General features: G+C 69.6%; 15 protein-coding genes and 1 pseudogene. 7 read left to right on the top strand and 9 right to left on the bottom strand.

Translation table 11 applies throughout. From position 1 onward, the window contains the following. Window positions 1–338: 338 nt before the first annotated feature. The 3 genes from Q664_RS56365 (at window position 339) to Q664_RS16495 (ending at window position 5,701) form a co-directional block, all read left to right on the top strand. The gene (locus Q664_RS56365) at window positions 339–3,617 is read left to right on the top strand and encodes a sensor histidine kinase (protein WP_084609962.1); all 3,279 of its coding nucleotides are present in this window, start codon (window positions 339–341) and stop codon (window positions 3,615–3,617) included. A 113-nt stretch (window positions 3,618–3,730) separates the two neighbouring features. Further along, window positions 3,731–3,988, top strand: coding sequence for a DUF378 domain-containing protein (locus tag Q664_RS16500; protein ID WP_043395737.1), 258 nt, complete (start codon window positions 3,731–3,733; stop codon window positions 3,986–3,988). A 42-nt stretch (window positions 3,989–4,030) separates the two neighbouring features. Next, entirely contained in the window at window positions 4,031–5,701 is a 1,671-nt protein-coding gene (locus tag Q664_RS16495; protein WP_052518228.1) for a hypothetical protein, read from the top strand. A 57-nt stretch (window positions 5,702–5,758) separates the two neighbouring features. Here the strand turns inward: Q664_RS16495 and Q664_RS16490 are convergent, their stop codons facing one another. Then, entirely contained in the window at window positions 5,759–7,729 is a 1,971-nt protein-coding gene (locus tag Q664_RS16490; RefSeq protein WP_043395727.1) for a lipoxygenase family protein, read from the bottom strand. Window positions 7,730–7,905: 176 nt separating this feature from the next. Further along, on the bottom strand, window positions 7,906–8,088 hold the full coding sequence (locus Q664_RS16485) for a hypothetical protein (RefSeq protein ID WP_043395725.1): 183 nt from the start codon (window positions 8,086–8,088) through the stop codon (window positions 7,906–7,908). Window positions 8,089–8,426: 338 nt separating this feature from the next. Between Q664_RS16485 and Q664_RS16480 the strand changes: the two genes are divergently transcribed. Continuing rightward, window positions 8,427–9,887 carry a CHAT domain-containing protein gene (locus Q664_RS16480; RefSeq protein ID WP_043395722.1) on the top strand — a complete coding sequence of 487 codons (1,461 nt, stop codon included), beginning with the start codon at window positions 8,427–8,429 and terminating at the stop codon, window positions 9,885–9,887. A 248-nt stretch (window positions 9,888–10,135) separates the two neighbouring features. Here the strand turns inward: Q664_RS16480 and Q664_RS16475 are convergent, their stop codons facing one another. From Q664_RS16475 to Q664_RS57765, 3 genes are read right to left on the bottom strand one after another with little or no spacing between them, the layout of a single operon-like run. Beyond that, a complete protein-coding gene (locus tag Q664_RS16475; protein WP_052518227.1) occupies window positions 10,136–11,821 on the bottom strand; it encodes a C25 family cysteine peptidase in 1,686 nt (561 codons plus the stop codon). Window positions 11,822–11,859: 38 nt separating this feature from the next. Further along, entirely contained in the window at window positions 11,860–12,315 is a 456-nt protein-coding gene (locus Q664_RS16470) for an immunity 26/phosphotriesterase HocA family protein (RefSeq protein ID WP_043395720.1), read from the bottom strand. A 3-nt stretch (window positions 12,316–12,318) separates the two neighbouring features. Next, window positions 12,319–13,191: a hypothetical protein gene (locus Q664_RS57765; protein WP_152622133.1), complete on the bottom strand. Its 873-nt coding sequence runs from the start codon at window positions 13,189–13,191 to the stop codon at window positions 12,319–12,321. 334 nt (window positions 13,192–13,525) lie between these two features. Here Q664_RS57765 and Q664_RS16465 point away from each other — a divergent pair. After that, a pseudogene (locus tag Q664_RS16465) lies at window positions 13,526–13,774 on the top strand (tyrosine-type recombinase/integrase); the annotation flags it as partial. A gap of 78 nt (window positions 13,775–13,852) precedes the next feature. Here Q664_RS16465 and mtnC read toward each other — a convergent pair. Genes mtnC through Q664_RS16445 form a run of 4 tightly spaced genes read right to left on the bottom strand, consistent with a single transcriptional unit; the run spans window position 13,853 to window position 16,548 of the window. After that, window positions 13,853–14,530 (bottom strand): acireductone synthase, encoded by a 678-nt coding sequence (gene mtnC / locus Q664_RS16460; protein WP_043395717.1) that lies wholly within the window; start codon window positions 14,528–14,530, stop codon window positions 13,853–13,855. A 4-nt stretch (window positions 14,531–14,534) separates the two neighbouring features. Continuing rightward, on the bottom strand, window positions 14,535–15,077 hold the full coding sequence (locus Q664_RS16455; RefSeq protein WP_043395714.1) for a 1,2-dihydroxy-3-keto-5-methylthiopentene dioxygenase: 543 nt from the start codon (window positions 15,075–15,077) through the stop codon (window positions 14,535–14,537). Continuing rightward, the gene (locus Q664_RS16450) at window positions 15,074–15,694 is read right to left on the bottom strand and encodes a methylthioribulose 1-phosphate dehydratase (RefSeq protein WP_043395711.1); all 621 of its coding nucleotides are present in this window, start codon (window positions 15,692–15,694) and stop codon (window positions 15,074–15,076) included. Before Q664_RS16450 ends, Q664_RS16455 begins: the two co-directional genes overlap by 4 nt. A 53-nt stretch (window positions 15,695–15,747) precedes the next feature. After that, window positions 15,748–16,548 carry an alpha/beta hydrolase family protein gene (locus Q664_RS16445; RefSeq protein WP_052518225.1) on the bottom strand — a complete coding sequence of 267 codons (801 nt, stop codon included), beginning with the start codon at window positions 16,546–16,548 and terminating at the stop codon, window positions 15,748–15,750. A gap of 608 nt (window positions 16,549–17,156) precedes the next feature. On the opposite strand from Q664_RS16445, the gene Q664_RS16440 reads away from it, so the two are divergent. Continuing rightward, window positions 17,157–18,185 (top strand): glycerophosphodiester phosphodiesterase, encoded by a 1,029-nt coding sequence (locus Q664_RS16440; protein WP_235216724.1) that lies wholly within the window; start codon window positions 17,157–17,159, stop codon window positions 18,183–18,185. Between the two features lie 40 nt (window positions 18,186–18,225). Next, window positions 18,226–18,894 (top strand): hypothetical protein, encoded by a 669-nt coding sequence (locus Q664_RS16435; protein WP_043395705.1) that lies wholly within the window; start codon window positions 18,226–18,228, stop codon window positions 18,892–18,894. Window positions 18,895–19,245 lie beyond the last annotated feature (351 nt).

Raw genomic sequence — 19,245 nt, 5'->3', positions numbered from 1 at the left:
AACACGGCGATGCGTTTGCTGGGCTCCGCGGCTGCCGGAACGGCGGGGGTGGAACGGGACGGTGCACTCATAAGGCGCCTCCTCTAGCCCAACCCCAGGCCGGGAACAGCCCTTTGACACCCCTCGGGCCCGACAAACTCAAGACTTCCACGACTTCTCCGTCCGAATCAACACTCCCAGTCAGCGTTTCCACGCACACGCCGAGCACCGCCTCCGCTCGTGTGGAGGACCAACGACCCCAGGGGGACACCTCATTCGTCGGGAATCCATCGTTTGCCCGCTCTCCCGTGGGTTGGCCAACCTCATGGATTCTCCCGGGCCCGGGGTTTCGTGCTCACATGCGCCAGCTCAGGCGATTGTCGGAGACCCCGGTGGGAGCTGGAGCCAGAGAGGCGCGCACACAGGTGGGAGCGCCGGACGCCGAGCGTCTGGCCCTGCTCGTCGACGCGTCGCGACAACTCGCCGACGCCGGCCTGGAGCCCCCCGCCGTCCTCGAGCGCCTGTGCCAGCTGGTGATGCCCCGGCTGTGCACCTCCTGCCATGTCCGCCTGCTGTCCGCGGACGGCCGCTGGCTGGAGTCGGCGGCCTCGGCCTACACGAGCGCGTGGTCCCCCGAGCTGATGGAGCGCGTCGTGCTCGCCCCCCGGCGCGCCGACGAGCCTCCCCACGTGGGGGTGCTGCGCTCCGGCCGCGCCCTCCTCTGTACGCCCGCGGAGCTGGCCGAGCTCCAGGGGCGGATACCACCCGAGCAGCAGGACTCCCTGCCCCGGGTCCTCTCCGCCCACCTGCTGCTGCTGCCGCTGCGCGGACGCCAGCGTCCGCTGGGCACGCTCGCCGTCTACCGCGAGCCGGAAGAGCCCCCCTTCGACGGCGCCGAGCGGCTGCTGCTCCAGGAGCTGGCGGACCGGGCGGGGCTGGCCCTGGAGCTGGCCCATGCCCACGAGGCCGAGCGCCGGGCCCGGCACACGGCGGAGGTGGCCGCCGCGCGGCTGGAGCGGATGCAGCGCGTCACCGCCGCCCTCAGCGAGGCCGTCACCCCCGCCGAGGTGGTGCGCATCATCGTCGAGGAGATGGTCTCCACCATCGGCGCGGACCGGGCCGCCGCCGTCCTCCCGCGGGCGGATGAGCCCGAGCAGTTGGAGGTGGTGAGCCACCGGGGTCTCGCCCCGGAGGTGCTCGCGTACGCGGGCCGCTTCCACGTCAGCGCCCCCCTGCCCGTGGCCGCCGCGTACCGCACGGGCGAGCCGGTGTGGCTGGAGTCACGCGAGGCGCTCGGCGCCACCTTCCCGGAGTGCCTCGTCATGGGGCCAGAGCTGAACCGGGCCGCGGCCGCCCTGCCGCTGCGGGCCCGCGGCCGCCCCCTGGGAGCCGTCTCCTTCGGCTTCGACTCGTCCCGGACGTTCGACGCCGACGAGCGCGGCCTCATGCTGGACCTGGCCCGGCAGAGCGCCCAGGCCCTGGAGCGTGCCTGCCTCTACGAGGCCGCGCAGCAGGCCCGCACCCGCGCCGAGCGCGTGGCCTCGCGCACCGCCCGCCTGCAGACGCTCAACGCCGCCCTCTCCCAGGTGTTCACCCCTCCCCGCGTGGCGGAGGTGGTCATCGACCAGGGGGTGGCGGCCGTGGGCGCCCAGGTGGCGGCCCTGTGGCTGGTGGACGAGTCCAGCGCCCATGCCCGGCTGCTGCGCAGCGTGGGGCTTCCACCGGACGTGACCGGGGCGTTGGCCGCCCTTCCGCTCGGACACGGCACGCCCCTGGACGATGCCCTCCAGCAAGGCCAGCTGGTGTTGCTCGAGTCCCACGAGGAGCTCGTCCGCCGCTACCCCCTCCTGGAGCAGCGGGTGCGCGCGGCGGCGCCCTCCGCGCTCCCGCTCGCCATGGCCTGCCTGCCCCTGCGGGTGGATGGGCAGGGCCTGGGCGTGCTCGCCCTGGGCTTCCCCGGGGTGCACCGCTTCGACGACGACGAGCGCGTCTTCCTCACGCTGCTGGCCCACTACGCCGCCCAGGCCCTCGAGCGTGCCCGGCTCCAGGCCCAGGAGCGCAGTGCCCGCGAGGCGCTGCACGACGCCCACCACACCCTGCAGGCCATCATCCAGTCCTCGCCCGCCGCCATCACCCTGCTGGAGCTGGATGGCACCGTGCGCCTGTGGAACCCCGCCGCCGAACGCATCTTCGGATGGAAGACCGAGGAGGTGCTCGGCCGCTTCACCCCCGTGGTGCCCGAGGACAAGCGCGCGGAGCTGCACGACAACCTCGCGCGCATCGCCCGGGGTGAGTCCATCCTCGGCCAGGAGACGCGCCGCACGCGCCGCGATGGCATCACCATCGAGGTGACCCTGTGGTCCACCGCGCTGCACGCGGCCGGAGGCCAGACGCTGTGCCTCACCGTCATCGCGGACATGACCGAGCGCAAACGCGCCGAGGAGGCCCTGCGCTTCCTCGCCGAGGCCTGCACCGTGCTGGCCAGCTCGCTGGAATACGAGGTGACACTGGAGCGCGTGGCGCACCTGGCCGTTCCCACCTACGCGGACGGCTGCTACGTGTACCTGCTCGGAGAGGGCGGCACGGTGAGCTGCGTGGCCACGGCCCGTGACGGAGAGCAGCGGGAGCTGCCCCGGAAGCTGGGGCCCCTCGCGCCGGGAGGGTCCGCCGTCTCGCGCGTCATCACCTCGGGACAGCCGGAGCTGTGCGCGGACCGCGGCCATGCCCCCGCGCCTGGCGAGGACGTCCTGCTGCCGTGCGAGCGGGCGGCGCGCTCCTACCTGTGCGTGCCCCTGCTGGTGCGCGGCCAGCCCATCGGGGCGCTGTCCTTCGTCTCCGCGCGGCACAGCTATGACGCCCAGCACCTGGCGCTCGCACGGGAGCTGGCGCGCCTCGCCGCCCTGGCCATCGACAACGCCCGCCTCTACCGCGAGGCCCGCGACGCCATCCGCCTGCGCGAGGAGTTCCTCTCCATCGCCAGCCACGAGCTGCGCACGCCCATCACCGCCATCCAGCTGCACGTGCAGGAGCTGCTGAGGCAGCTCTCGCGCAACCCCGAGGGCCTCGGCCCGGAGCGGCTGCGCCGGGGCCTCGAGGTGGCGGACCGGCAGGTGAAGCGGCAGCTGCACCTGGTGAACGACCTGTTGGACGTGTCCCGGTTGGGAGCGGGCCGGCTCGTCCTGCGGCCGGAATCGTTGGATCTCTCCGTCCTGGTGCGCGAGGTGGCCGAGCGCTTCGAGCCGGAGCTGGCGCGCACCGGCTCGCGCCTCACGCTGGAGGCCCCGGCCCCGGTGCCCGGCAACTGGGACCGGCTCCGGCTGGAGCAGGTGGTGACCAACCTCCTCGCCAACGCGGTGAAGTACGGGCAGGGCAACCCCATCGGCCTCTCCGTGGAGGCCAGGGACGGCCTCGCCCGGCTGGCCGTGAGCGACACGGGCATTGGCATCGCCCCCGAGCACCTGGAGCGCGTCTTCGGCCGCTTCGAGCGCGCCGTCTCCGAGCGCCACTACGGCGGCTTCGGCCTGGGGCTGTGGATCTCCCGGCGGATCATCGAGACCATGGGCGGCCACATCAGTGTGAGCAGCCAACTGGGCGTGGGCTCCACCTTCCGCGTGGAGTTGCCCCCCGGCTCCGCCTGAAGCCAGGGGCGGCCGGGCAGCCGGGCCTCCGGAAGGTTCCGCCTCGGCGAGACATCGCCGTCGAGGCCTCTCCATCCATGGCGGACCGATTCTGGAAAGGACGAGCCATGGACATGAGAACGCAGTCGGGCGTGAGCACCTTCACCAAGATGCTCGCGGTGCTGGTCATCCTGGGCGCCATCACCTGGGGGCTCATCGGCCTCTTCCAGTGGAACCTGGTGGCGGCCGTGCTCGGAGGCGACGTGCGACCCACGGAGGCGAGCCACCTCAGCCAGCTCGTCTACATCCTGGTGGGACTGGCCGGCGTGGCGTTCGCCTTCACCTTCCCGTGGAGGAGCCGGCCCGCGGGCCGGCGGGAAGTCCATCCCTGAAAGCCAGGCGGCGCTGGGCCGTGTCTGGGATAAGAGACGGCGATGCCCCATCACAGCGGCGACCTCGAATTGTTGTTGGCTCACGCGGACACGAACACCCCCGTCCTGGGCGAAGGGCTGCCGGAGGACTCGGCCTCCGGAGAACGGGAGCGCCCGGACACCGGCGAGCATGAGCCCCTCCGCTTCTGGGACGAGGGCGGAGACCCGAACGACCTCGAGGCCCAGCGCTGGAGTCTCATCCTCCCGGAGGGCGCCCAGGGGGACCGCCTGCGCGCGCTCATCCAACCGCTGCTCGCCCTCCGGCGGGAGCAGCAGGGCGGGCACCCCATCCAGGAGTACCGCGTCCCCTCCCGGCCCATGTCCATGGCCGAGGCCGCGCAGTGGCGCAAGGCCCACTACGACTCGGGCGAGAACACGAACACGGACCTGCCGCGCTACCAGCTCATCCTCGGCGATCTCGAGCAGGTGCCGCTCGCCATCCAGCAGATGCAGGCCTCGGACGGCTACGTGGGCCGCCTGCATTTCTCGGACGAGCAGGGGTACGAGGCCTACGTCGAGAAGCTCCTGCGCGCGGAGAAGCTGCCCCGCACGGCGCCCGGCCGGCTGCTCCTGCACACCGCGCATGACGGCTCGGGCGCGCTCGACGCGGGCTTCAAGTCGCTCATCACCCCCGGCCTCGAGCTGGTGCGCGGGGAGATGGACGCGGGGCTCTTCCCCGCCAGCGGCTGCGACATCCACGGCCGGGAGCTGGACCCGGGCCTGGATCAATTCCTGGCGAGCACCGCGAACACCGCCCCGGGCGTCCTGTTCAGCATGAGCCACGGCATCGGCGCCCCCAAGGGCGGCTGGACGTCGGAACGGGAGCGGCTCGCGGGCCAGGGAGCGATGAGCTTCGGCCGCCAGGGACAGCTCCCCGCGGCCGAGCTGGCCTCGCGCACCTTCATGCCCAACGGCCTCTGGTTCATGTTCGCCTGCTTCGGCGCGGGCACGCCGGACACGAGCGCGTACGGCCACTGGCTCGAGAAGCTCGCCGAGACCGGGCGCTACTCCCGCCTGCCCGACGTGATGAAGACGCTCTCGGGCAGGCCCTTCATCGCCGCCACGCCGCAGAAGGTGCTCGCCAACCCCAACGGTCCCCTGGCCTTCATCGGCCATGTGGACCTCGCGTGGACCTTCAGCTTCCGCGAGGACGACTCCCCCGCGAAGAAGCGCCCCGGCCGCTTCATCAACACGCTCAAGACGCTGCTGAAGTCGAACCGCGTCGGCATCGGCTTCCGCGAGCTGTACCGCTACCTCGCGCTCACCGACACCGAGCTCGCCAGCATCCAGGACGAGGAGGTCCGCACACGCGCCACCCCCACCCGCGAGGAGCTGATCCGCCGGGGCTATCTGTGGATGATGCGGCAGGATCTCGCCGGCTATGTGCTGCTCGGCGACCCCGCCGTCCGCCTCCCCATCGAGTGGCGGAGCCCCAAGCAGGCCCGGCCTCCGGCGCCTCCTCCACCCTCCGTGGCCATGACGCCCACGCCCATGGCCGCCGCGCCGCTCCCCATCCCGGCGGACAAGCTCGAGGAGGCCATCGGCCATGTCATGACCGGTGAGCGGAGCCTCAAGGAGCTCGCCACCGGGTACGGCATCGATCGGCGCGAGCTCGAGCGCCTCGCCGCCATCTACTGCAAGGCGGGCCGCGCCGCCCTCGGCATCCCCGAGTGAGACCGCGCCCAGGGAGCCCCGGACATGATGCTCGAACCCCGTCCGCCACGCGCCGGCTCAGATGTTGATGCTCTGGGGCACCCGGCTCGGCAGCAGGAAGGGATAGGGCCCGAAGCGGGTCCGGTTGCGCTCGGTGATCAACGCCTCGAGCTCCTCGAGCTTCGACTGGAAGCGCGCGAGCGGCTCGCGCACCTTCGCGTCCTTGAACCAGTCCCGCTCGTAGCGGCCGAGCCGCGTGTGGACCACACCGCCCAGCAGGTGCAGGAACTCCATCTGCAGCGAGGCCATCTCGAGCGGCGGGAAGTAGTCGAGATAGTCGTTGTTGTCGGAGTCGCTCAGGGAGAGCGGGGCCGCGCGGTACGCCGCGGGCGGCGTGGCGGGCGCGTAGTTCATCAGCCCCGCTTGCGGCGCGTTGACGGCCGCGTGCTGCGCGCTCGCGGTGAAGACGAGCAACGTGAGCGCCCGGCACAGGTACGCGAGGCTCTGGATGCGCCCGTCCCCCGCGTCGCCGAAGCCGGGGATGCGCGCACCGTCCTGCGAGACGATCTCCGCCGCCCACTCCTGGAGGGCCCTGTCCGCCCGCACCTCCTCGTCCGAGCGGTAGTACAGCTTGACGTAGGTGGTCACCCACGCCTCGATGGCGTGCCAGAGCTCCAGCGCGTCATCCCGGTAGGGGTACTCGAGCGCGGGGTCGTTCACGCCGCGGGCCTTGAGGTCCTCGGGCAGGAAGAGCGAGTTGAACGGCCGGGAGTTCAGTCCGTCCCTGGCGACCTCGCGGCTGGCCCCGATGGTGCCGCCGAGCGACTTGTCCACCTCGTGCCCGGGCGCCACCAGCGTGGCCTGCGCCATGTCGTTGATGCTGAGCGTGCCCTCGAAGTGCGGCCGCAGCAGCAGGCTCACCGGGTGCGCCTCCGGAATGCACCGGTGCGTGGCAATCGCGATCGGGCCGATCAGCAGGTGCGTGAGCCCCAGGTGGGAGACGAGTTCGTGGTGGTTGAAGTCGGCCACGGTGACCACGAGCTTCGCCTTCTTCCAGGCCTCGCCGTCCGCGGGGGTGAAGATGGGATAGGCACGCGGCTCCTGCCCGCATTGGATGGCCACCGGATGGAGCCGCCGCGGTCCCGAGCCGCTCCGGGGAAGCGCGAACAGGGCGAGCGGGGCGAAGCAATACTTGGGGCCCAGGGGGAAGTTGCCATTCTTCACGCCCGCCAGGGCCGCGTAGTCACACAGGAAGAGCCGGCCCTCGGCGCCCGCCTGCGCCAGATTGTCTCCCGTGTCGCGCAGGACGACGTGCAACTGCTCGTCGGTGACGGGGAACTTCTCCCCGGGAGTGGCCACGCGCTTGAGCACCATCGGGTTGAAGCCCGCCACCCGCAGGTAGGCGAAGACCTCGTCGGACTCGAACTTGTCGGCGAACCAGGGCCGCTCGAGCGTGGTGAACAGGCGGGCGTAGTCATCCAGGGACGTGGGACGCCCGGAGCGCTTCGCGTCCGTCTTCTTGAGCATGGCATCGAGGATGCCGAGCGGGTTGGTGATGCCCTTCTGGAGGAAGTCCCGCGAGACGACCGCGACCGTCTTGAGCAGGGAGAGCAGCCCCGGCTCGTGCTCATCTCCACTGAAGGTCAGCGGCCCCTCTTCTTCCTGGGGGAGCGCCACCTCGAGCTGCTCCGGCGTCATGCGCTCGAGCTGGGCCGGAGCCAGCTCGGAGGTCTCGTGCGGCGCCACCCGGTGCAACGGCATCGCGTCGAGATTCACGGTACCGAGGCCCACGTGGTTGAGGTCCACCACCGCCGTGTCGTCGTCGGAATACGAGAGTGAGTCATCCCAGTGCAGGCGGTTGCGCACGGCCTGGAGCGAGAGCTGCACGCACTGCATGATCCACCGGATGTCCGGCTTCTCCGCCTTCGGAAGCGTGGCGATCATCGCGAGCGGCGCGAGCTTCGTGTAGTCGTACCGGTAGAGCTGCTTCGGGTCCGCCGGGTTGTCCTCGGCGGAAGCGGGCGGGGTGTTCTGGGCGGGGTTGGACACGGGATGACTTTACCAGCTTCCTCCTCGCGAATGAGGGAAGCCGGAGCGCGGGACGGGCCTACCAACGTACGCCAGCCAGGACGGCCGCCCTCCCCCCATGGGCGGACGCGGTAGAACCTTGTCGTGATGGGCGGGCTCGTGTGAGGCCCGCTTGTTTCGTGGTCCCAAGAGTTGCGTCAGGAGCAGTCCCTTCCCATGCACATGTCTCTGATTGACGGCCCGGGCCGGGCCGGGCGTTGCCACGCGCCCCGGTGGGTGGCCTTGCTGATGGTGTGGTCGGCCTGGTGACTGCCCGTGGGGCGCCAGGCGTTGCTGGTGCAGGCCGAGGGCTTCTCCTCCACCGTGCTGGCCTTCGACATGGGGCAGGACATCAAGGCGGGCACACGCCTCACGCTCCTGCCGCTGGGAGAGCCCAGGACCTTCGATGCCAGCGAGGGGACCGACCTGGACGTGGGAGGCGTGCAGCTCTCCGTTCCCCCGGGCTCACTGCTCGACGCCCAGGGCAATCCCATCCAGGGAGATGTGGAGGTCTACCTGTCCGCGTTGGACCTGGGTCGGCCTCGGAGGAGGCCTGGCTGCGGGCCCTCGAGGTTTACACGCGCGAGCAGCCCGAGGAACATGAGTGGGCCCGGCAGGAGCTGGAGAAGACGCGGCAACTCCAGAAACAACGCGGCCAGGCGGTCCGCACCGAGTGAGCATGAAACCCGAAGAGCCAACGCCGTACACGCTGACCATCGAGATCGCCCGGGCCGAGGGAGCGGGAGATCCGCACGCCTTCCGCTGCATGCGCCAGGATTACGTCTTCCGCAGCGCGAAGGGCTTCGGTAGCGCGGAGTTCCCCTGGGACGAGCAGGTGCTGGGCGCGATGGCGCAGTTGCTGCGCCCCCGGCCGGACTCCGCGGCCATGCAGCGGCTGGGCGAGCAGCTGCGCACGTTCCTCGAGCAGGGATTGAGCACGCACGAGGGCTGGGCGCACCACGAACAGGCGCTGCTCCAGGCGGTGGAGGCGGGACGCCCGGTGTACGTCACCTTCCGCTTCGGCGCGGCCGAGCTGTACAGCCTCCCGTGGGAGCTGGTGACGCTGCGCACCACCGGGCAGCACCTGGGTGAGATCTCCGGGTGCCTGGTGCAGTACGAGTGGCCGGGCGTGCACCCCGCGCCCCTGCCCTCGCGGCCTCCGGGCCCGGGGCGCGTGCTGCTTGGCTGGTCCGCCGCCGGGGGGGACGTGCCCTGGAAGGAGCACCGCGAGGCCCTGGCGGGCGCGGCCAGTGGCAACCGATATGGCTTCGAGCCGGAGAAGGACGTGGTGGCGCGGCTGTCATTGGCCTCATTGGAGCGGACCCTGCGCGAGGCCACCGCTGCGGGCCGTCCCATCACCGCGCTCCACCTGCTGTGCCACGGAACGCAGCTGGCCGGCGGAACCTCCGGGCTGGTGTGGGACGACGCGGGGGGTGAGCCAGAGGTGGTGGACACCGCGGCGCTGCGGCGCGTGCTGGCACCCTACACGGGCTCGCTGCGGCTGGTGGTGCTGTGCGCCTGCTACGGAGGCCATGCGGGCACGCCCGGCAACGCGCTCGGCAGCGTGGCGCAGGGGCTGCACCGCGTGGGCCTGGAGGCCGTGGTGGCCTCGCGTCTGCCCTTGTCGGTGGAGGGCTCGGTGCGCCTGGCCGAGTCCTTCTATGGTGCCTGGAAGGGCCCGGGCTCCGTGCGCCCCGCGCTGCTGGAGGCCCGGCGCGCGCTGATGCGGGCCGGTGGTCTGGAGTGGGCCTCGCTCCAGCTCGTCTCCCCCACCGAGCCGCCCCGGCCCGCCGCACGGCCGTGGCGCCGCACGGTGTTGATGGGGCTCGGTGCCACGGCGGCCGTGGGACTCGCCATCGGGGTCGTGAGTGCACTGCCCAGGTCACAGCCCCTCGGCGGACAGGTGTACGACGAGGACGGGCAGCCCGTCGCCGACGCGCGGGTGACGCTCCTGCAATCCCAGCCCGGCGCTTCCGTGGAGACGCGAACCGACGCCCAGGGGAGCTTCCACCTCGAACTGCGCGCCGAGCACGAGGCGGAAGTACGCTTCCGCGTGGAGAAGGAGGGCCATGTGCCCTACGAGGGCAGCGCGAACCTCGGCAACACCGGGCTCGGCTTCACACTGGAGCGCGCACAGTGAACGCCCCTTCGCGCCACGAATCCCATTCAAGAAAGTGATCGCATATCCCCTCTCCCCTCGGGAGAGGGTCAGGGTGAGGGTATCCGGGTCCGATCTCCAACCCGTGGCCCGAAATGTGGACAAGGGGTTCAACCCGGGATGCGTGGCACCCTCACCCCGTCCCTCTCCCGGAGGGCGAGGGGATATGGACAGGGCGAGGGGAAATGGACAGGGCGAGGGGAAATGGACGCGTTATCAGCACAAAGGGCTCAGCCCTGGCCCTTGGAGCCACTGAGCGCGGCCAGCGCGGCGCGTCCCGCCTCGCGGAAGGTGCGCTCCCAGTGGCGCAGTTCGGCGAGTGATACCCCAGCCCTGGCGGCAATGGCCTTGGGTGACTCCGCTCCCGTCATCAGCGCCACCACCGCCTCTTCCATGCCCTGCACACCGGGCCTGGAGGAAGCAGCCGCGGGAAGTCCCACGGGCATGCCCAGCAGGGCCGCGGCGTTGGACATGGAGGGCGTAACCGCACGGGACGCGGCCCGCGCCAATGGCAGACGCACGGCCGGGTCTCCCAGCAGCACGTAGCCCGACACATCCTGACGCATCATCCACAGGTGACCGCGCCGCACGCCGTCCTGCGCGGTGGCTCTCCCGGCGGCCCTGTCCGACTCCGCCCCGTCCTCGAGCAACGTAAGCTCCAGGTTGGCCTCGGAGGCGAAGCGCAGCAGCGCGGACAGGCCCACGCCAGCGCGGCGTCCCTCCACCCACTCACGCAGCAGGCCCAGGAAGCGCGAGGCACGGCCGCGCGTCTGGGTGTCCACGTCCGAGAAGCCATAGCTCCACGCCAGATCCACATGGGCGATGAGCGCCAGTGGCCCCTCCGGGTTGGCCAACGCGGCCTGCGGCAGCGCGGCGATGAACGGCGGCTCACCGGCCTTGGGCAAGGAAGCGAGCACGGCCTCGGGATTTCCCATCCGCGCTCCCGCGTCCTGGAGGCGTCGCAGCCAATGGAAGTACGGACTCGCCCGGGGCGTACCGCCGCCGAAGCACGCCAGGTACACCCAGAATCCGCCCGGAAGGAAGGGCCGCGAGGCCACGTCCTCGGCGCGCAGATGCTCGCCGGGCCCCAGGCTCATGGCGCCCTGGAGGGCCTGCTGCTCGCTCGCCGAGGACCAGCCCTTGCGCGGCGCGCCCAGTCCGTGACTCACCGACAGCAGCACGCCCGGACGGGGCATGGCCACCTGGTCCAGCAGATGCTGGGCGGACCAGTCCTCGGTGTTCCCCACCTCCTGGATGTCCGCGTTGAGCTCTCCCCGCTGCTGGCGGGCGCGGCACGCCTGGAGGCTCGGGAGAACGAGCTGCTGATAGCCCACCCGGGTGGCGGCGGTGCCGTCATGCGCGGTGAAGAAGAGCGAGCGCGCCCGGGACTCCGCGGACGGCGCGCGCTCCCAGCGCAGCACCTTGTCGACATAGGCGGACAGGCCCCGCTCGTCGCGGAAGGAGAGCCGGCCCACGAAGACATCGCTGCCCAGGCCCTGCTGGAACTCCAGCGACACCTGCTCCAGGTCTCCCAGGATGAGCAGGTAGCGGGGCCACTCGCGCTCGGGGAGGGACTCGTCGCGCAGCACGGTGTTCTTCCAGCGCACGGCGTCGGGGCCGCCCAGGCCCGGAGCCACTCGGAAGCACCGCGCGGGAGCCCCCTGCTGTTGCTCACGCCACTGGCGCAACGGCGCGACGAGCGCGAGAAGCCTGTCTCCAGCAGGACCCTCGGGAGCAATCACGGCCCAGCGCTGGGCGGCCAGGTCATTGGGGTCTCCTCCCGGGTCCCACAGATGCGTGGGCGTCCGCGAGCGCTGCGCCGACGCGGGAGCCTGTCCCAGCGAGTCATCGGGCAGGCCGGACTCCAGCACGGGGAGGTGGTCGTCGGCGTGGGCCAGCAGCAGCTCGAGTTCCATGGGGACACTCCTTCAGTTCGTAGGAGAGGCAAGCCCAGCTATTCCAACTCCTTCCAAATGTGCACCAAGCTGTCGTTGGGCCGCCCCATGAAGGCATCGAGCAGACGTTCCTCGACGCCGTGGGATTCCCAAACAGCCGCTGGCTCGAGCCCAATACACTCCTGGGGGGACGCCTCTCTCGAATTGCCGAGCGTATCGAAAATCCAACAGCGCCGGAGTGGGCCCACTTCCATTCTGAATTGGACAATGGGTTGCGTCAGGCGCGCCTCGAGCTCTCTCCTCCCAATGAGTTCCCATGACTTCGGGTAGGGATACTTGACCATAATCCTGAAAAGAACGGGCTTGGATGCGATCCTGTCCAGGTCCGAGTCTGGACTGGTGGTCCTGTAATTATAGAAGGCATCGAAATGCAATTCGAGAGCCCTCCCATAGCCGAAGGAGCCGTCTGGGAGGGGAATTCTCCAGAATGAACCTGGTTTATGCTTTGGCAGCATGTCCTAGTATCCTGTGTAACGGTGAAGCTCGCCCCAGCGAATCGTGGCAGCATCGTGAAACCGTCTGCCCCGCGGGTTGTCTTTTGCCACGGCGCGCACGACGTTCTCGGTTCGATGGGGCTTGCCCGTGTCGGACTGGGCGCCTCCATGGAAATCCATCAACTGCTGCTCTCTTCCGCGAATCCGCCAATACGCTGGATCATCATACCGCAGATTGTAGTCGATGGCGGTTCCAATATCGAACACATCAAGTTGTGCTTGAGCAAATGAAGCATCCTCCGGGTCTTCGTTCTCATCAACATGATGATTCCTGTCTCGGTACCGAAGGGCCAACTGTGCCTGGAGGTCAAGAGGCAGGCCAAGATCAACGACCATGCTGGTGCGCCCCGAATAGTAGAGCCTGGTTCTCTTGTTGAGCTTTCTGTAGGTCACATAGAGACGCCCGCGTTGCTTTTTACTTTCTCTGCCGGATTCCGCATCTGGCCATCCACTGGGAGGAGCGCGGGGAGGGGACACCGATTCAGATTGGGCCAAGGGCGCGCTTGTCGTCACTTCCACTGTGCCGTCAGGCGGTTGGCGAATGAGGATCTCCACCTCGATGGTGGCCGGAGGCGCAGTGCCCTTTGGGGGATACCGGCCTTGAATCCATCCAGAAATATCTCCGAAGTGTGTGCCGTAGAACGTGTCCGCGATGTCGATCGGTGTCTGCTCTCCGGCCACACCCGCTTTGACGGTGAGGCAAAGCAGCAGAACACTGCCCGCAGCCGCAACCACCGCGCCACCCGTGACCAGGGCTTCTCCTGCCGCAGCGCCAGTGCCTGCTCCTGCCGCAGTCGTGCCGCCTTGCGGCACCGGGCGGAGCATGCCGCGAGGCACCCCATCTCCTGCGCCTCCGCCAGGAAGCCCTCGCAGCGGTGGTCGGGAAGGGAGAAGTGGAGCCGTCGGCGAACCCACCCCTGGCGCAGGCACGGCGGCAGATGCTCTACCCTGTTCTGCCTGCGCCAGGTCGCTGCTCGGCACGTAGACGCAGTACCTTGTCTGTCCATTGGCAGGGAGAACGCTCCGCGGAACGCTGCTACACCCCACAAACAACACGCATGTCAGCAGAGCCACCCCTCTTGGCACCCAGCACCTCCTGGCATGGGCTCCGCTCGCGAGGCGCCCCACGCCGGATTACAGGGAGGCTGTGCGGCCGAGTCAACCAAGGGACAGCGAACGCGAGGGGCGGAGCGGCTGGCACGACCTGCGCCACACCTACGGCAGCCACCTCGCGATGCGGGGCGTCACGCCCAAGGTCATCCAGGAGCTGATGGGGCATGCCATCATCGGCATGACGATGCGCGATGCCCACCTGAGCCCGGACACGCGCCGAGCGGCGATCGGAGTTCTCGACCGGCCCTTTGCGCCCGCGTGCGACATACGTGCAACAAGGATGGAGGAAGCTGCCAACCACCCGTAAGCCCGGCGTAAAAAAGTGGAGGCGGCGGGAATCGAACCCGCCGTCTGAGCCTTCTGGCTCTCGAGCAGCTGCCATTCCCTACGGGTGCACGTCGTCGAAGCTCCGGGCCACGGGATGCGGTCCGGGGTCCACCTCGGGGCCCTCGCCCCGGACCAGACATACGGTGCGCAGGCCCGCCGCGGCGGCCGCGTCCAGCTCCACCCTCACGTCCGACAGGAAGAGCACCTGTGCCGCGGGCAACCCCAGCTCCCGGACGATGGCCGCGTAGGAGGCCGTCTCCTTCTTCCCACCCACGCCCGTGTCGAAGTAGCCGCTGAAGAGCGGCGTCAAATCACCGAAGCGCGTGTGGCTGAAAAGCAGCGTCTGCGCATGCACCGAGCCCGAGGAATAGACATACAGACGAAGCCCCCGCTCCTTCCACTCACGCAGCCGGCGGGGCACGTCCTCGTAGACATGGCCCTGGAAGTCGCCCTGACGGTAGCCCGCTTCCCACATCAATCCCTGCAGGCCCTTGAGCGGCCCGATCTTCCGGTCCTCCTCCATCCACCGCAGCAGCGTGGCCACCAATTGCCCGTCATCCAGTGCCTCACCGGCCACCTGGCGGGCCTCGTCCAACAACTGGCGCACCTCGGGCCGCTGACCGTGCGCGCGCACGAAACCGGGCAGCTCGCGCGCCGCGTAGGGGAAGAGCACCTCCTTCACGAAGGACAGGCTGGAGGTGGTGCCCTCGATGTCGGTGACGATGGCCTGGACCATGCCGCTACTCGAACCGGGGGAAGCGCGAGGCGATGTCGCTGCCCGTGGGGTGGGCCACCCAGCCCTCGGTATTCGTGAAGAGGCGGATGGCGGTGAAGCGCGGTTGCGGCCCCATGTCGAACCAGTGCGGCGTCCCATCCGGCACGCCAATCAGGTCCCCCTTCTCGCACAGCACGTTGTAGACGCGGCCCGCCTTGTGGATGGTGAAGAGGCCCTGGCCCTCCACGAAGAAGCGCACCTCGTCCTCGCTGTGCGTGTGCTCGTGGAGGAACTTGTTGCGCAGCGCCACCTTGTCCGGGTGGTCCGGCACCATGCTCAGCACGTCCGCCGTCTTGAAGCCCCGCTCCTGCTTCAGCCGCTCCACCGGGTCCTGGTAGGCCTCGAGAATCTCCGCCTGGCTCGCCCCCGGCTTCAACGGCTGGCGCGCTTCCCAGCGCTCGAAGCGGATGCCCACCGCGCCCAGCTCGCGGCGGATGGCCTCGAAGTCCCGGGTGTGCACCCGCGCCCCCGACGCATCGCCCTCGTCGAACACCTTCAGCTCGCTCATCGCTTCAGTCTCCTCATCTCCAGCTCACACTCGAACAGGAACTCGAACGCCTCCACGTGCCGCCGCGCATCCGCCACCGTGCGTCCCCACGTGTACAGGCCATGGCCCTCGATGAGGTAACCATGCAGACCCGGGCGCTCCCGCATGTATTCCTCCACGCGAGCCGCCAGCCGGGGGATGTCCTGGTCATTGGGGAACACGGGCACCTCCAGGCGCGTCGCGTGCGTCTCCACGCCGGACAGCGCCTTGAGCACCTCATACCCCTCGAGCACCACGCCCCCGGGGCTCAATCTCGACAGCAGCGTGGCGGTGCGCGAGTGCGTGTGCAGCACCGAGCCCAACGAGGGCTCGCGCCGGTACAACCGCAGGTGCAACTCCGTCTCCGCCGAGGGCTTGCGGCCCGGAGAGAGCACCTCGCCCTCCAGCCCCACCACCAGGAAACCGTCCGCGTCCAGCTCGCCCTTGTGACGGCCCGAGGCGGTGATGACGAGGTGGCGCTCGTCCAGCCGCGCCGAGAAGTTGCCCGCGGTGGCCGGTACCCAGCCGCGCTCGAAGAAGAAGCGGCCGGCCTTGATCAACTCCCCGGTCCGAGCGCCGAGATCCTCAGGACTCACCATGACGGAGCAGTCTATACGGACTCCGTCATGGGCGTGTGCGCTCCCCCGCTCGCCTACCTGCCCGAGCCGCCCGAGGGCGTCCCCAGGTGCTTCTCCAGGAAGAGGAAGGTGGCCATGGTGATGGTGTCGCGGTTGGCCTTCTTGCCGAAGCCGTGGCCCTCGTCGAGCGCGAGCATGTACCAGACGTCCGAGCCCCGGGCGCGCACCGCCTTGACGATCTGCTCCGCCTCGGACTGGGGCACGCGCGGATCGTTGGCGCCCTGCTGCACGAAGAGCGCGGCCTTGATGCGGTCCACCGCGTTGAGCGGGGAGATGCGCTCCTGCACCTTGAGCACCTCGGGGTCGCGCTCGTCACCGTACTCGACGCGGCGCAGCTCCTGACGGTAGGCCTGGGTGTTCCGCAGGAAGGTGGGCAGCGAGGAGATGCCCACCACGTCCACCGCGGCCCGGAAGCGCTCGGGGTAGAAGGCGGCGCTGGCCAGCACCATGTAGCCCCCGTAGGAGCCGCCATACACGCCCACGCGCGAGGCATCCAGCTCCGCACGCGAGGCGATGTAGTCCAGCGTGGCGCCGATGTCCGCGAGGCTCTGCTCGCGCTTCACCCCGTCATCCATGGCGCGGAACGACTTGCCGTACCCATCCGAGCCCCGCACGTTGGGCGTCAACACCGCCATGCCCATCTCCACCGCGAGGTACTGGGTGAAGGTGCTCAGCCAGGGCCGGCTCTGGGCCTCGGGGCCGCCGTGGAAGACGACGACGACGGGCACCTTGCCCTTGCGCTCGCGCGGCAGGTAGAGGAACGCGGGCACCTCCACGCCGTCCTTGGCCTTGTAGCGCACCAGCTCGGGCTCCACGAGTGAGCTGGAAGCGGGCGCCCATGGGCTGCTCCACCACGTGGAGCTGGTTGGTGTCCGCGAAGCGGGTGGAGACGAGCACCTGCTTGCCGTCACGGCTCACGTCCAGCAGGTTCGCCGAGCGCGTCTCGAGGTACTGCAGGACGCGCTTGCGCAGCTCGGAAGGAATCTCGGGCACGCCGCTGGCGAACAGGTTGGGCTGGCCGGGCAGCGGGGTGGCGCCCTGCACCGTGGAGGGCGAGGCGGGCTTCTGTGTGGGCTGCGCAGCGGGCTGGGCCGACTGGGCGAGCGCCACGGGAGCGCCCGTCAGCAGCGACACGAGCAGCGGAGTGAGGGTTCGGAGGTTCATGGTGCGCGAACCCTACCAGCGGCCGTTCGCATGGATTGATCAGTTTGACGCTGTAGTTCCACGCTGTTCACCCACCCGCCATTTCCGGGTGATACCTGCCTGGGCCCTCACGACGTACGCGTCACGACCCCGGAGACCTCCCCTGCTCTCGCACTCCCTTCGTCGTTACCTGCCCCGCTTCTCCTCCCTTCGCGCGTCCACCCTCGCGGCTGCGTGCGCCTTCTCGATGACCGGCTGTGCCGACCTCTCCGCCCCGATCGTGGACAGGGTGCTCGTGGTGGGCCACCGTGGCGCCAGCGCGCTGCGGCCGGAGCACACCCTGGAGGCCTACCGCAAGGCCGTCGAGGACGGCGCGGACATCATCGAGCCCGACCTGGTGTCCACGAAGGACGGCGTGCTCGTGGCCCGTCACGAGAACGAGATCTCCGGCACCACCAACGTGGCGGACATCGCGAAGTTCGCCGACCGCAAGACCCGGAAGACGATCGACGGCGTGGAGTTCACCGGCTGGTTCACCGAGGACTTCACGCTCGCCGAGCTCAAGGAGCTGCGCGCCCGCGAGCGCATCCCCCAGGCCCGCCCGGCCAACAAGACGTTCAACGACCAGTACGAAGTCCCCACGCTCGCCGAGGTCATCTCCCTGGCCCAGGAGCTGTCGGCCAGCACCGGCCGCACCATCCACCTCTACCCCGAGACCAAGCACCCGACGTACTTCCAGTCCATCGGGCTGCCCCTCGAGGACAAGCTCGTCGAGACCCTCCGCGCCAACGAGTTCTCCAAGAGCAAGGCCACCGTCTACATCCAGTCCTTCGAGGTAGCCAACCTCAAGGCCCTGCGCCAGAAGCTCGGCGGCTCGCAGCCGAACTGGAAGCTGGTGCAGCTGATGGAGGCCCGCGACAAGAAGCCCTATGACTTCGTCGCCGCCGGTGACTCGCGCACCTACAACGATCTGATGACCGAGGCGGGCATGAAGGAGATCGCGAAGTACGCCCAGGGTGTCGGGCCCTACAAGCTGACCATCATGAATGTGGACAGCGTGGGCAACTTCGAGAAGCCGACGGACCTGGTGCGCAACGCCCACGCCGCCGGACTGGTCGTGTTCCCGTACACCTTCCGGCCGGAGAATGCCTTCCTGCCCGCGCCGCTCAAGGCGCAGGGGGACGACACCGCCCGCAGCACCTCCGGCTCCGTCACGGAGATCCAGAAGTACCTCGAGACGGGCATCGACGGGTTCTTCACCGACGACCCCGCCGTGGGCCGTCAGGCGGTGGATACCTTCAAGCGCTGAAGTCTTCACGGCGGCAGGCGGGAGGCTACGCTCGCGCCACATGCGAAGCCTCTCCGCCATCCTGATGTGGAGTGCCGCCGTGGCGCTGGCCGGCTGTCGTTGCAAGGGAACCGCACGGCCCGTCCCCGTGGAGCCCACCGCTCGCGCCTCGATGGACGCCGGGGCGCGTGATTCGCTCCAGCCCGTGTCGGCGTTCTCCGGCATCACCGACGCGCAAGCCCGCTCCATCGCGCTCTTCGTCGAGGCGGGCCGGGTCATCACCCATCCGCGTTGCACCAACTGCCATCCCCCGGACGACATCCCCCGGCAGGGAATGGAGCAGCGGCTCCACCTCCCCCATGTGTCTGGCGGCCCCAGTGGCCATGGAACGCCGGGCCTGCCCTGCTCGGGGTGCCATCGCGAGAGCAACACGCCCGTGGTGGGTGGAACCGTCCAGAGCATCCCGGGCAACCCGAAGTGGGCCCTGGCGCCCGTCGAGATGGCGTGGGTGGGCCGGTCGCTGGGGGAGATCTGCGAGCAGCTCAAGGACGCCAAGCGCAACGGAGGCAAGAGCCTCGAGGAGCTCCACCATCACATGGCCGAGGATGTGCTCGTGGGCTGGGGATGGAACCCCGGGCCGGGCCTGCAACCCGTCCCCGGTACGCAGCGGGCCTTTGGCGAGTTGATTCAGGCGTGGATCGACTCGGGCGCTCATTGCCCGAAAACCTGAGCTCCCGCGCTGACACCGCGGGCATATCCCCTCGCCCTCCGGGAGAGGGACGGGGTGAGGGTATCGGGTGTACCCTTCGACCTTACCCATTTTTCCGAGGCCCAAGGGCGTCGGCCAGGCCGTGGTGAGAAGCTCGGGCGTTCAGGCGAGAGGTTTGGCTATGGAGTGCCAACCCCAAAGGTTGCCGAAGAGGCCGGCCTCCCCCGCTGGGCAAACGGCGCTCGCCTATGGTTTGTAGGCGAGCGCCGCAAGGTGGATCCACGCGAGTTGGCGCTCTCGCTCATGCGAGGACGAGTCGACCTGAGGATCTGTCCTCGCGCACGGTCGCCCCCGGAGGGATGGCCACCATGC

It is taken from the genome of Archangium violaceum Cb vi76, assembly GCF_000733295.1.
In the GTDB taxonomy this organism is placed as follows: Bacteria; Myxococcota; Myxococcia; order Myxococcales; family Myxococcaceae; genus Archangium; species Archangium violaceum.
Note: the sequence above shows the minus strand (reverse complement) of the source record. Positions and strands in the feature narration are given on the sequence as shown.